This window comes from Microbacterium sp. SORGH_AS_0888 (assembly GCF_030818905.1).
In the GTDB taxonomy this organism is placed as follows: domain Bacteria; phylum Actinomycetota; class Actinomycetes; order Actinomycetales; family Microbacteriaceae; genus Microbacterium.
Map to the genome: position 1 here is coordinate 1,755,011 of NZ_JAUTAZ010000001.1, position 13,212 is coordinate 1,768,222.

Genomic DNA, 13,212 nt, shown 5'->3' on the forward strand with positions numbered 1-13,212 from the left:
GGGGCGGGCGGCGAGGAGCCGTGGGGGTCAGCGCGTGTAGAGACGCACGGCGCCCCACACGGCCACGCCGACACCGAGGGCGATGCCCGCGACCGCGAGGGCTGCGGCCGCGGGGTTGCGGTGCGCGAAGTGGCGCGCCTCGGCGACGCGCTGCTCGATCGCGCGTCCGGCGCGGCGCGGAACGTTCGCCTTCTCCTCGATCGCGGCGAGCGCTGCCTTCAGCTCGGCGCGCGCCTTCTCGACCGGATCGGTGATCCCGACCGGGACGGCGGTGCGCGGAACGGGAACGATGTCACTCACTCGATCGCCTCCTTGACGGCGCGCACGTCCTCCGAGACGGAGGCGACGGGATTGTTCTTGCCGATGCGCTTGAAACGCCGATAGCCCATGAACGCCAGGAAGAGCGCCACGACGATCAGCACGCCGAAGACGATGAGCGCGGACGCCCACACCTCCAGCCACAGCGACAGCACCGCGATCACGACCGTGCCCAGCACCGGGATCGACCAGAAGAGGACGAAGAGCGCGGCCACGACCCACACCGCGCCGAAGCCGGCGTTCTTCGACGTGTCGGCGATCCACTTCTTCACCGAGTTGAACTCGGCGATCACGAGGTTGCGGACGAGCTCGGGAATCTCGCCGACGAGCGTCAGCAGACTCTCGTCGGACTTGTCGCGAAAGCCGCGGGGCGTCGTCATCTCACTCCCCGGTGGTCTTGCGCGTCGTCGAACGCGCCCGCGTCGTCGTCTTCTTCACGGCTTTCTCCGCCGCCTCGGCAGAGGTCTCGGCGGCGTCGGCGACGTCGTCCGCCGCCTCGTCCGCGGCATCCAGGGCGGCGTCGAGCCGCTGGCCCGGCGTGCCCTTCGTGGTCGCCGCCTTGCCGACGGCGACGGCGCCCTTCCACAGCGCCGACGGCAGCGCCATGAGCGCCGACTTGCCGAAGTCCTCGACCTTGGCGACCTGCTTCTGCACAGGATCGAGGTTCCAGACCTTCAGAGCCTGCGCCTTGATCTGCTCATAGCGCTCGCGGCCGGCGCGCGTACCGAGGACGTAACCTGCGGCCAGTCCGATGACGAGTCCTACCCTGCCCCTCATGGGGTCTCCTCACGCTCGATGGAGCTGAAATCGTCGTCCCAGGGTATCCCCATATGCCGTTACCGGCATCCGCTTGACAAGGGCTGTGGAATCCGGTGGCGCGTGCGCTCAGCGGTCGCGCCAGAGAGCCCCATGACGCAGCCGGTCGGCCTCCGCGATCGCATCCGGGACGACCTGCGCCAGCCCGGTGCCGCTGAGCCACGCCCCGACCGCGCCGAGGCCGGCCAGGCCGCGGATCGCGGTGCGCGCGCCCGCGACGAGCTCCGCCCTGCCGATCACGGACGCCGGCTGGGACTGCTCGTACCGCTCGCGGTGCGCGCCGCGCAGCCGATCGGGGGCCAGCGCGACACCGAGCATCTCGGATGCCTGGGCCAGCGCGAGCGCGGCGGCGTCGTCGTCGTCGAGCGCCGCCGTCGCCGGTTCCTCGTCCTGCGCACCGAAAGAGACCCGCACGACGTGCACGCCGGCACCGGAACGCTCCCCGATCCACGCCCACTTCGCGGTCGCATGCGTGAGGGCCTTCGCCTCGAAGGCGTGCGGAACGGTGAGGACGCCGGTTCCGCGGGGCGGCGCGTCCAGTTCCGGGGCATCGACGACGAGGGTGACGATCTCGACGACCGGAGCGGCCGCGGGCGCGTCGCCGAGGGCGGGCAGGAGCGGCCGCAGCAGCCGGCGGGCCTCCGCCTCGGGGGTCGCGACGACCACGATGTCGGCGTGCACGACCTCATCGCCGTCTGCGGGGCCGTCGGGCGCGCTGTCCGGCGTGTCCTCGCGCTCGTCCGCCGTGGCGAGGGCCACCTCCCAGACACCGTCCACGCGGCGGATCCGCTCGACGGCCGTGCCCGTGCGCACCTCGACACCGAGCTCACCCAGCCGCACGGCGAGCGCGTCGACGAGCCGCGTCATCCCGCCTTCGAGTCCGGCGACGGCGCTGCCCGGCGTGGCCGGCACCCCGGCCCGGAGCTCGGCGACCGCGCCCGAGAGCGAGCCGGTGCGGGTCAGCGCGGCGTTCAGGCCCGGAGCGGCGGCGTCGACGTCGATGTCGTCGGGCCTCGCCGAGTAGACGCCGCTCGTGACCGGCGCGACGAGCCGGTCGAGGACCTTCGCCCCCATGCGCGAGCGGACGAGGTGGCCGAGGCTGCGGTCGTGCCCGATCGTCAGCGGCGGGCGGAGCCGGTCGAGGTAGGCACGCCAGGCCCCGCCCCAGCCGATGACCCGGCGAACGGCCGGGTCCCACACGTTCTCCGGGATGCCGAGCACTCCGCCGCGCGGAAGCGGCGCCGCCCCGACCCCCGGGATCCCGGCGACCCACGCGCCGCCCGCGGCGGGCGTCACGACCGCGTCGGAGAGGTCGAGCTCGTCGATGAGGGCGCGGACGTGACCGCCGCGGGTGGCGTAGCTCTCGGCGGCCGACGTCGAGCCGGATGCCGGCGACCTCGGCCGCGCGCAGCACGCCGCCGAGGCGTTCGCTCGCCTCCAGCACGGTCACGCGCATGCCGAGCTTGGCGAACTCGATCGCCGTCACGAGTCCCGAGACGCCGCCGCCGGCGATCACCACACGGGTCGCGTGTGCGCGGGCGGCGAGGTCGCCGAGCGCCTCCGTCATGCGGGGTCCCCCGCTGCCGGCGCGGCGGCGCCGCCCTCACCGCCGCGGACGAGCTCGACGATGCGCGTGAGCACCTCGGGATCGGTGTCGGGCGGCACCCCATGACCCAGGTTCAGCACGTGGGCGCGGGCCGCGCGGCCGCGGCGGACGACATCCATCACGTGGTCCGCGAGCACGGGCCACGGTGCCTGCAGGAGAGCGGGGTCGATGTTGCCCTGCAGCGTGACGTCGGCCCCGAGGACCGACGCGGCCTCGTCGAGCGGGGTGCGCCAGTCGACGCCGACCGCGTCGACCGTTCGCCCGCCGCCGGCGGGGTCGAGGCGCATGTCGCGCAGCAGGTGCCCGGTCCCGACGCCGAAGTGGATGCGGGGAACCGACACCGCGGACAGCGCACGGGCGGAGTGCGGGGCGACGAAGGCGCGGTAGTCGGCGACCGAGAGCGAGCCGGCCCAGGAGTCGAAAAGCTGCACGGCGGCGGCGCCGGCATCCGTCTGCGCGCGCAGGAACGCGGCCGAGAGCTCGGCCAGCCAGCCTGCGAGCGCATGCCACGATGCGGGGTCCGCGTGCATCATGGCGCGGGCGCGCAGGTGCTCCTTCGAGGGCCCGCCCTCGACGAGGTAGGCGGCCAGGGTGAAGGGGGCTCCGGCGAAGCCGATGAGCGGCGTCGCGCCGAGCTCTGCGACGACGAGCCGCACGGCCTCGCGGATCTCGGGGCTCGCGGCGACGATCTCCGGATCGATCGCCGTGAGACGGGCCACGTCGGATGCGGTGCGCACCGGCTGGGCGAAGACCGGCCCGCGCCACGGGCTCGATCTCGACCTCGACGCCGGCGATCTTCAGGGGAACGACGATGTCGCTGAAGAAGATGCCCGCGTCGACGCCGTGACGGCGGACGGGCTGGAGGGTGATCTCGGCCGCGACATCCGGCGTGAGGCAGGCATCCAGCATCCGGGTGCCCACCCGCAGCGCACGGTACTCCGGCAGGGATCGGCCCGCCTGCCGCATGAACCACACCGGCGGACGCGCGGACTTGTGACCCGTCAGGGCCTCGACGAGGAGCGACACGCACTCCATCCTCCCACCCCGGCCCGCCCCGCTCCCCCACCCCACTCATTCCGCGAGACCAGTCCCCGCCGCCGAGACCGGTGGGTTTCCCGCCGGTCTCGGCGCGCCGGACTGGTCTCGCGGTCAGGGGGAGGGGGCGGGGAGGGCGGGGCGGGGGGCGGGTACGATAGGGGACCGTGCTGCTGTGTGTGAGCGCGAGTCACCAGACCGCGTCCTTCGACCTCCTCGAGAGGCTCAGCGCACCCACGGACCCCATCGGTCCCGTCATCGCCGCCCACGACGACTGCGTCCAGGGCGCCGTCGTCGTCTCGACCTGCAACCGCTTCGAGGCCTACGTCGACATGGACGAGCCGGTCACCGCGGCCAGCGCGGTCGGCGTCGAGGCCGCCCTCATGGCGATCGAGGCGGCGACCGGGGTCGACGCCTCGCAGCTCGACGGCTCCTACCGCGTGATCGCGGGACCGGCCGTCGCCGAGCACCTGTTCGCCGTCGCCTCGGGCCTCGAGTCGGTCGTCGTGGGCGAGGGGGAGATCGCCGGCCAGGTCCGCCGCGCGCTCGCGGAGGCCCGGGAGCAGGGCACGACCTCCCCGGAGCTCGAGCGACTCTTCCAGCGCGCCTCCGAAGCACAGCGCGACGTGAAGAACTCGACGGCCCTCGGCCGAGCCGGCCGCTCGCTCGTCCGCCTCGCCCTCGATCTCGCCGACAGCCGCATCGCCGACTGGGGCATGCTGAAGGTGCTCCTGGTCGGCACGGGCGCCTACGCCGCGGCGACCCTCGCGGCCCTCCGCGACCGCGGTGCCGCCGACATCACCGTGCACTCTCCCTCGGGGCGCGGGGAGCGCTTCGCCCGCAAGCACGGGATCGACTGGGTCGAGTCCGCCGGCTACCCCGCCGCCGCCCGCCGCGCCGACCTCGTCATCACCTGCACGACCGCCGAAGGACACGTGCTGTCAGCGGCCACCTTCGGCGGCTCCGCCGGCCCGGATGTCGCGGCATCCTGCCCCGCACACGCAGCGCCGCGACGGCTCGTGATCGATCTCGGGCTGCCGCGCAACGTCGACCCGGATGTGGCGACCGCCGTGGGAACGGACCTGCTCGACCTCGAGACGATCCGGCTCCACGCCCCGCTCGAGGAGCTCCAGGCCACGGATGCCGCGCGAGCCCTCGTGCTCGACGCGGCCCGCAGATTCACGGTCGTGGGCGAACGCCGTGCGGTGGCACCGGCGGTCACGGCACTGCGCGAGCACGCCTTCGGCATCCTCGAGGAGGAGATCGCGCGGGCGCGCGCGAAGGGCGACGACGGACGCACGGAGCAGGCCCTGCGGCACCTGGTCGGGCGGCTCCTGCACGTCCCGACCGCGCGTGCGCACGAGCTGGCCGAGTCCGGCCGGGCGACCGACTACGTCGATGCCCTCGAGGCGCTCTTCGGCCTGCGCCCCGAGCACGCCGAGCCCGACGCGCCGGTCGCGCAGGATCTCGCCGGCTGACGTACGCGGCCTCGGCGAGACCCGCGTCAGCGGCGGCGGAGGAACGGCACGGCGATGGGGCACCGGAACACCCGAGAGCCCGAGACGACCGTCCCGACGATCGTGACGACGGCGTGCGTGAGCGCGAGCAGGAAGTACACGATGACCGCGGCGCCGATGGGGAAGAAGCCGTGCGTCGCGCCCGCCAGCGCCCATACGAGGACCCAGAGGCCGCAGAGCACAAAGACGCCGAGCAGCGTGAGCGCCCAGTTGGCCGCGTTCCGCGCGTTCTCGGCGGCGAGCGGTCCGCGCCGCTGCTGCGAGCGGTACGCCAGGAGCATCGCGAACGCTGCGATCACCACGCCCACGGCCGGCACCGGGATGTAGGCGAGGAACCCGAGCGCCCACGCGACCCTGCCCGTGGGCACGGCCGGCGGATAGCCGGGAGCACCGGCGACGGGCGGGCCGGGCAATGGGGCACCGCCGCCAACCGGCGTCGTCCACGGGGCGTCGGGCTGAGTCATCGGAGTCCTTCCACTGCAGGCGGGTCCTCCAGTGTGTCGCATCGGTCTCGCGGCCGTCAGGGGGCTGTGGACAACGCGCGCGGACGACGCCGAGGGGTCGGCAGAGCCGGCACACAGCGATCGCAAAGCAGCGCGCCCGATACTCTGGAGACCATGCCGATACCGCGGGATGCCGCTTCCGTCGTGCTCGAGGGGTTCGAGCTGCGGGTGCTCCACATCCCGCTCGTGAGTCCCTTCACGACCTCGTTCGGCACCGAGAGGGTACGCGAGGTGATCATCGTGCGGGCGCTGACCGCGGACGGCGACGGCTGGGGCGAGATCGTCACCCAGGAGGCACCGCTCTACTCCAGCGAGTACACGCACGGCGCCTGGGACGTCGCGCTCCGGTGGCTGTGCCCCGCCCTCCTCGAGCTCGATGCGCTGGCCCCCGCCCAGGTCGCTGAGACGCTGCGCCCCTTCGTCGGTCATCGCATGGCCAAGGCCGGCCTCGAGCTCGCGGTGCTGGATGCCGCCCTGCGCGCGGAGGACCGCCCGCTCTCCGCCCACCTCGGTGCCGTCGTCGATCGCGTTCCGAGCGGCGTGAGCGTCGGCATCCAGGAGTCCGCCGAGTCTCTCGTGGATGCCGTCGGCTCCTACCTCGAGGACGGCTACGAGCGGATCAAGATCAAGATCAAACCGGGCCGCGACATCGCCGACACCGCGGCCGTGCGCGACGCGTTCGGCACGATCCCGCTGCAGGTCGACGCGAACTCCGCGTACACGCTCGCCGACGCCGACACCCTCGCCGAGCTGGACCGTTTCGACCTGCTCCTCATCGAGCAGCCGCTGCAGGAGGACGACCTCGTCGACCACGCGGTCCTCGCCGAGCGGCTGTCGACGCCGATCTGCCTCGACGAGTCGATCACCTCGGCGAAGGCGGCCGCCGACGCGCTCGCGCTCGGCGCGACCTCCGTCATCAACGTCAAAGCCGGGCGGGTGGGCGGCTACCTCGAGGCCGTGCGCATCCACGACCTCTGCCGAGCGGCGGGGGTGCCGGTCTGGTGCGGCGGCATGCTGGAGACCGGCATCGGGCGGGCGGCGAACGCAGCGCTCGCGGCGCTTCCGGGTTTCACACTGCCGGGCGACATCTCGGCATCCGGCCGCTTCTACGCGCGCGACATCGTCACCGAGCCGGCCGTGCTCGAGGACGGTCACGTGCGCGTGCCGACGGGCCCGGGACTCGGCGTCGAGATCGATCCGGTCGCGCTGGAGGAGTTCACTGTCGCACGGGAGCTGCTGCACCGATGAGACGACGGATGCTGTGGGCCGCCCCCGCTCTCGCCCTGCTGTGCGCGGGCGTCGTCGTGGTGGCCGGATGCGGCCAGATCCAGGCGCGACCAGCGCCGTCCGCGACGGCGCTGCCGCGCGGCATCAGCGCGACCCTGCTGCCGGCGACACCCGCCCAGACCGCCAAGCAGGTGCGGCTGTGGGTGCACAACAACACGAGCGACGACCTCGTCGTCAACAAGGTGCGGCTGACCGACCCCCGCTTCCTCGGCTACGGGCGTCCGGCGCAGTACGGTTCGGTGACGATCCCCGCCGGCCAGGAGGGGGAGCTCACGGTCACCCTGCCCCCGGTCGCGTGCACGGACGCGGCGACCCCCTCCCCCGCAGCGGTCGCCGAGCAGCCGGACCCGACCGCGAGCCCCAGCCCGACCGCGACCCCGACGACGCCGGCGCCCGACACGACCCTCGTCGTGGGCTTCACGGTCGGCGCCGCGACCGGCACGACGAGCGAGCGCGTGTCCGACCCCGACGACGTGATCGAGGCGTACGTCGCGGCACAGTGCCGGTGACCCGCGCCGACTAGAATCGGGGGATGCGGACGCCCCCGGTGTGGCCGACGCATCCCTCATCTCTCCCCCGACCATTGGAGCCACCGTGGCCGAGCAGTCCCGCCTCGACAAAGTCATCGCCCTCGCCCGTCACCGCGGGTTCGTGTTCCAGGCCGGTGAGATCTACGGCGGCTCGCGCTCGGCGTGGGACTACGGCCCCCTCGGGACGGAGCTGAAGGAGAACATCCGCCGCCAGTGGTGGCAGACGTTCGTGCGCGGCCGCGGCGACATGGTCGGGCTCGACAGCTCGATCGTGCTCCCCAAGCGCGTGTGGGAGGCCTCCGGCCACGTCGAGACCTTCGCCGACGAGGTGGTCGAGTCGACCATCACCCACAAGCGCTACCGCGCCGACCACCTGTGGGAGACCTTCACCGCCAAGCACGGCCGCGAGCCGCAGAGCTGGGACGAGGTGCCCGACCCCGAGACCGGCCAGCGCGGCAACTGGACCGAGCCGCGATCGTTCTCCGGTCTCATGAAGACCTACCTCGGCGTCGTCGATGACGAGTCGGGCCTGCACTTCCTGCGCCCGGAGACGGCGCAGGGCATCTTCGTGAACTTCGCGAACGTGCTGCAGGCGTCGCGGAAGAAGCCGCCGTTCGGCATCGGCCAGGTCGGCAAGGCGTTCCGCAACGAGATCACGCCGGGCAACTTCATCTTCCGCACGCGCGAGTTCGAGCAGATGGAGATCGAGTACTTCACGCCGCCGGCCGAGGCCGGCGAGTGGTTCGAGCACTGGGTCGAGGCGTGCTGGAACTGGTTCATCGATCTCGGGATCGACCCCGACAACATGCGACGCCTCGACGTTCCCGAGGAGGATCGTGCCCACTACTCCGCGGGCACGATCGACGTCGAGTACCGGTTCGGCTTCAGCGGCAAGGAGTGGGGCGAGCTCATGGGCGTCGCCAACCGCACCGACTACGACCTCTCGCGTCACGCCGAGGCGTCGGGCCAGAAGCTCTCGTACTTCGACCAGGCCTCCGGCGAGACCTACATCCCCTACGTGATCGAGCCCTCGTTCGGCCTGACCCGGGCGATGATGGCGTTCCTCATCGACGCCTACCGCGAGGAGGAGGTCCCCAACGCCAAGGGCGGCACCGACACGCGCACGGTGCTCAGGATCGACCCGCGTCTGGCGCCGGTCAAGGTCGCGGTGCTGCCCCTGAGCCGCAACGAGAACCTCTCGCCGCTCGCGCGCGAGGTCGCCTCCGACCTGCGCGGCCGCTGGAACGTCGACTTCGACGACGCCGGTGCGATCGGCCGCCGCTACCGCCGTCAGGACGAGATCGGCACGCCGTTCTGCGTCACGGTGGACTTCGACTCGCTCGAGGACCGCTCCGTCACGGTGCGCGAACGCGACACGATGGCCCAGGAGCGCGTAGCACTCGACCGGCTCGACGCGTATCTCTCCGAGCGACTCCGCGGCGCCTGAGAGCCGGGGGACGGCCTCGCCCGCGGCTCGCTAGCCTCGTGAGAGCGCGACCGTCGTGGTGGGGACGAGCCACGACAGCAGCATCGCCAGGGCGAATGCGATGATCGTGATCAGCGAGACGGCCCAGGCGATCGCTGTCGTGCCACGGTCGGAACCGACCGCCAGGAGCAGGGCGACCCCGATGCCCTCGGCCGCGTACGCATCCGCGCGAGCCCGACCCGCTCGCAGGCTAGAACACCGCGACGGATCACCGCGAGGTTTTCCACAACGGAGCCGACCGCCGAGAACCCGCACGCGACACGGTAACGTCGAGTGACGCCGAGAATCGGAGGAGAAACGTGACCGATGCCGTCGCCCTCGCCGTGCTCGCCGCGGGGATGCTCGTCGTGCTGGCCGTGCTCGCCGCCTGGCACGTCTGGTACGCCCTCGCTCTTTCGCGCGTGTTCAGCACGAGAGAGACCGACCCGTGGCGTGCCTGGGTGCCGGTGATGAACGAGGCCGAGCTGCTGCGGCTCGGCGGCCAGGATCCGGTCAAGGCCGCCCTGTTCCTCGTTCCGCTCGTGAACCTCTATGCCGTCGTGCTCAAGGCCATCGCCGCGCACCGGATCGGTCGGGATGCCGAGCGTGCGGGAGGACTCGTCGCGCTCGCCGTGCTGATCCCGCCCCTCTGGGCCACCCTCCTCGGTTCCCCCGGCCGCACTGTCCAGGCCGCGGGTGCGACCGCCGCGACGACGGATGTCGCCTCCGGCGGAGGCGCCGCATCCGGCGCATGGACCGCCGCCGCGCCGGCAGGCCCTTCGACCGTGCAGCCTGTGGCGCCGTTCGCCGCCCCGCCCGCGCCCTCGTTCCCTGCCTCGGCGCCCGCTCCGGTACCGGCGGCCTTCCCTGCACCGCCGGCCGCGACGCCCGCGCCGGCATCCGCCGTGCCGACACCGGCTCCCGCCGCTTTCACGACGCCCGCGGCGCAAGCGTCCGCCCCTGCCGCGCCGACATCCGCGCCCGCGCCGACCGCTCCGTCGTCCTACGCGGCACCACGCGCCACTCCGGGCGCATCGCCCGCGACGTCCGATGTTCCGCTCACCCGCCGCCAGGCCGCGGGGCTGCGCCGTGACGGCGCGGACGAGTCCACGGCCCTCGTCCGCGCCCCTGCCGGCTGGCAGCTCGTTCTGCCGACGGGCGAGACCGTGTCGCTGTCGGAACGCGTCGTCGTGCTGGGGCGCAATCCTCGCCCTGAGCCGGGCGCGCAGATCGTGGCGATCGAGGATGCGACCAAGACGATGTCGAAGCGCCACGCTCGACTCGAGTGGACCGGCCAGGTGTGGACGATCACCGATCTGGGATCGACCAACGGCGTGACGCTGCGTGACGGCGCCGCCGAGCGACTGATCACCGCCGAGCAGCCGACATCCGCGACCGAGGTCTTCCTGCTCGGCGACGCGGCTCTCTCCCTGCGCCGGATTCCCTGACCCCACGCGGGGACGACGGCGACCCCCTGGAGGGGTCTGCCGTGACTCCCGCGGGGGCCGGTAGCGTCAGGCGGGCGGCTCGCCGTACAGCCCGCGGCCCACGCGCGTGACCGTCGCACGGCCGGCGGCGCGACGCCGCGCCACCAGGACACCGCCGGCGCCCGCGGCGCCGAGCACCACGAGGCCGCCGATCGCGGTGACCAGGCCGAGGGCGATCGCAGCCGCATCCGCCGGCGGGTCGTCGTGCACGACGACGGCTGCCGCCGGGGTCGGCGTGGCGACCGGCTCATCGCCGACATCGAAGGGGCTCGGTGGGCCCGGGATTCCCGGACCGGGAACCAGCATCATCGCCTCGTAGGGCTGCACGATGCCCCACCCCGCGGAGTCGTCACGGGAGCCGGGATCGGGACGCACCGCGGTCGCCTCGAGCCGGTAGGCCCACTGCGCGGGCGTCTCGCGAGGGTGGGCGGCGGCGACGAGCGCGGCGGCCGCCGACACGTACGCGGCGGCATAGCTGGTCGCCGGATCCGTGTCGGCGTAGCTGCAGTCGCCGCCCGCGGCGGACGTGGTGAGGATGCTCTGCCCGAGCGCTGCCACCGACACGTGCGGGCCGTGGATGCTGGTCTCGGTCACGACACCGTTGAGGTCGGTCGCGGCGACGCCCACCGCGGAGGGGTCGCCGGCGGGGTAGCGCGTGCCGTCCTGGTCGCTCTTGCCGAGCGACATGTTCGAGTCGCGATTGCCCGCGCTCGCGATGACGAGCGAGCCGCGCGCCGTCGCCTCGGCGACGGCGGCGCTGACGGCGGGGTCCGGAGCGGTCATGCTCATCGAGACGTTGATGATCTGCGCGCCATGGCTGGCGGCATATCGGATGCCGTCGGCCATTCGGGCCGCAGACGGTCCGAAGCCGGCCTGCACCTGACGGTCGTCCGCGCCCGCGAACACGCGCACGGGCATGATGCGCGCCTCGGGAGCGAGGCCCTCCACACTGGAGCCGTCGATCTTGCGGGCCGCGATCTGGCCCGCGATCGCGGTGCCGTGTCCGTACTGGTCGGTCGTGCCCGCCGCATCCGTGCCGTCGGGTACGAGGTTGACGCCGCCCGAGACCGCCGCGGTCAGATGCGGGTTGTTCGCCGAGACACCCGAGTCGACGACCGCGACTGTCACTCCGGCGCCGCGGGTCACACTCCATGCGAGGTCGCTCTGCAACATGCCCAGCGCCGGAACGGGCTGGTTGAGTCGGAAGTCGGCCGTGCACGGGTCGGAGCCGGCCGCCTGCGCGGGGACCGGCACGGCGATCATGCCCGCCGCGAGCGCGCATCCAGCGGATGCCGCGACCCAGCGCCGCAGCCGGTTCATCAGCCGCCGGCGGCGGGCGTCGTCCCCGCCGCCGCCTCGGTGAGCTCGGGACCGGTGCGGAACAGCGCCGTCCAGCCCTGGCCGACGGCACCGACATCGCTCATGCGGTAGCCGAGCCGGTTGACGGTCTCTTCGTTGGCGCCCGGGAGGGCGTAGGCCGTGCCGGTCGCGTCGACGAGGGTGAGGATGCCGCTGGCCTGGTTACCACGTCCGCCCGCACGCACGAGGGCACCGGAGCCCGGCGCGACCGAGATGCCGGCCTTCGCGTCCGCCGTGGCGCTCTGGGAGGCGAGAACGGTCTCGGCGCCGTCGGCCGTCGCGGTCAGGAGGGCGCAGGGGCGCTGCGACGAGGCAAGCCCGGTGAAGCCGTTCGTCGGCCAGTCATCGCCCCCGGCGGGTGGGGCGGTCGGGAGGTTCGCGGTCTCGGCGGGGCTCACCTCGACGACCTGGTCGGACGTGCTGCCGCTGCCGAGGAGGTACAGCTGCCAGGCGAGCGGCGTGAGCGGCGCGAGGCTGCCGTCGGTCTGCACGACGTATCGCTTGTCGTCAGGGGTGCCGCGCGAGTGCACGACGTCGCCGATGGCGAGGGTCGAGCCCGCGAGGCCCTGGCCGGCACGGTCGACGACGAGCGGCTGCAGCGGCGTTCCCTGGACGAACAGGTTGAGCCAGTCCGCGGAGACCTTGACGGGATCGGCCGCGGTGATGCCCGCGGCGCGCAGGACGGCGTCGGCGCCGTTCGCCGGGACGGCGTAACTGCGGCCGCCCGCGACGACGTAGAGCCTGTTTCCCATCGAGACGACCGCGGCGGCATCGGTGGGGACCGGCCCGGTCTGGCCGACGCGCACGTCGATTCCCGCGTCGGAGACCGCGCAGGCACTCCAGCCGGAGTTGCTCAGCCGGTCGGGCGCGGGCAGTTCATCGGGCGCTCCGACGATGCCGAGGGTCGAACCGACCGCGACGCCGGCGAGATTCTGCTGATCCGTCGTGATGACGCCGAAACCCGACGCGGGAAGCAGCAGTCGAGCGCTCGCCGTGTTGATCACGGGATGCAGGGTCCCCTCGACCGTGACGAAGCGCGCGCCGGTGTCGGAGACGAGCACGAGCTTGCCGTTCTCCCACCCGTTCGGCAGCCCCGGCTTGACGAGTCCGTAGAAGACGCCGACCAGGACGACGCCGAGGGTGAGGGCGATCGCGGCGATGACCGCCCGCAGGGGCGCCGCCGGCTGCAGTTCCTTGCCGCCGGGAGCGCCGCTGACGAACGCGGTCAGCAGACGACGACGGGAGAAGTTCTGCGCCTCGATCAGGTCGCTCTTGGTCGCCATCGGCGA

Annotated in this window: 12 protein-coding genes and 2 pseudogenes; 5 read left to right on the forward strand and 9 right to left on the reverse strand. The window is 73.1% G+C overall.

Annotated features, from left to right (window positions below):
• Positions 1 to 27: 27 nt before the first annotated feature.
• The 6 genes and pseudogenes from QE381_RS08505 to hemE all read right to left on the reverse strand — a co-directional run bounded on the left by QE381_RS08505 (position 28) and on the right by hemE (position 3,775).
• Positions 28 to 300: a hypothetical protein gene (locus QE381_RS08505; protein ID WP_307217252.1), complete on the reverse strand. Its 273-nt coding sequence runs from the start codon at positions 298 to 300 to the stop codon at positions 28 to 30.
• A complete protein-coding gene (locus tag QE381_RS08510) occupies positions 297 to 698 on the reverse strand; it encodes a phage holin family protein (RefSeq protein WP_307217254.1) in 402 nt (133 codons plus the stop codon). The genes QE381_RS08505 and QE381_RS08510 overlap by 4 nt, the downstream gene beginning before the upstream one ends.
• Position 699: 1 nt before the next feature.
• The gene (locus tag QE381_RS08515) at positions 700 to 1,095 is read right to left on the reverse strand and encodes a hypothetical protein (protein WP_307217256.1); all 396 of its coding nucleotides are present in this window, start codon (positions 1,093 to 1,095) and stop codon (positions 700 to 702) included.
• A 108-nt stretch (positions 1,096 to 1,203) separates the two neighbouring features.
• Positions 1,204 to 2,430 (reverse strand): NAD(P)/FAD-dependent oxidoreductase, encoded by a 1,227-nt coding sequence (locus tag QE381_RS08520; protein ID WP_307217258.1) that lies wholly within the window; start codon positions 2,428 to 2,430, stop codon positions 1,204 to 1,206.
• 127 nt (positions 2,431 to 2,557) lie between these two features.
• A pseudogene (locus QE381_RS08525) lies at positions 2,558 to 2,701 on the reverse strand (FAD-dependent oxidoreductase); the annotation flags it as partial.
• A pseudogene (gene hemE, locus QE381_RS08530) lies at positions 2,698 to 3,775 on the reverse strand (uroporphyrinogen decarboxylase). The pseudogenes hemE and QE381_RS08525, both read right to left, overlap by 4 nt.
• Before the next feature lie 167 nt (positions 3,776 to 3,942).
• Between hemE and QE381_RS08535 the strand changes: the two are divergent.
• Entirely contained in the window at positions 3,943 to 5,253 is a 1,311-nt protein-coding gene (locus QE381_RS08535) for a glutamyl-tRNA reductase (RefSeq protein ID WP_373426926.1), read from the forward strand.
• Between the two features lie 26 nt (positions 5,254 to 5,279).
• Here QE381_RS08535 and QE381_RS08540 read toward each other — a convergent pair whose 3' ends face one another.
• Complete coding sequence (locus QE381_RS08540) at positions 5,280 to 5,756, reverse strand: hypothetical protein (protein ID WP_307217262.1); 477 nt, start codon at positions 5,754 to 5,756, stop codon at positions 5,280 to 5,282.
• A gap of 153 nt (positions 5,757 to 5,909) precedes the next feature.
• On the opposite strand from QE381_RS08540, the gene menC reads away from it, so the two are divergent.
• The 4 genes from menC to QE381_RS08560 all read left to right on the forward strand — a co-directional run bounded on the left by menC (position 5,910) and on the right by QE381_RS08560 (position 10,525).
• Entirely contained in the window at positions 5,910 to 7,043 is a 1,134-nt protein-coding gene (gene menC, locus QE381_RS08545) for an o-succinylbenzoate synthase (protein WP_307217264.1), read from the forward strand.
• Between the two features lie 8 nt (positions 7,044 to 7,051).
• Positions 7,052 to 7,591, forward strand: a complete 540-nt coding sequence (locus QE381_RS08550; protein WP_307217266.1) for a hypothetical protein — start codon at positions 7,052 to 7,054, stop codon at positions 7,589 to 7,591.
• Between the two features lie 85 nt (positions 7,592 to 7,676).
• Complete coding sequence (locus tag QE381_RS08555) at positions 7,677 to 9,059, forward strand: glycine--tRNA ligase (RefSeq protein WP_307217268.1); 1,383 nt, start codon at positions 7,677 to 7,679, stop codon at positions 9,057 to 9,059.
• Between the two features lie 338 nt (positions 9,060 to 9,397).
• Positions 9,398 to 10,525: an FHA domain-containing protein gene (locus QE381_RS08560; RefSeq protein ID WP_307217270.1), complete on the forward strand. Its 1,128-nt coding sequence runs from the start codon at positions 9,398 to 9,400 to the stop codon at positions 10,523 to 10,525.
• Positions 10,526 to 10,591: 66 nt separating this feature from the next.
• On the opposite strand, the gene QE381_RS08565 is transcribed toward QE381_RS08560, so the two are convergent.
• Together QE381_RS08565 and eccB are read right to left on the reverse strand one after the other, a co-directional pair.
• Positions 10,592 to 11,884 (reverse strand): S8 family serine peptidase, encoded by a 1,293-nt coding sequence (locus QE381_RS08565; RefSeq protein WP_307217271.1) that lies wholly within the window; start codon positions 11,882 to 11,884, stop codon positions 10,592 to 10,594.
• On the reverse strand, positions 11,884 to 13,206 hold the full coding sequence (eccB, locus tag QE381_RS08570; protein WP_307217274.1) for a type VII secretion protein EccB: 1,323 nt from the start codon (positions 13,204 to 13,206) through the stop codon (positions 11,884 to 11,886). The genes QE381_RS08565 and eccB overlap by 1 nt, the downstream gene beginning before the upstream one ends.
• Positions 13,207 to 13,212: the final 6 nt, after the last annotated feature.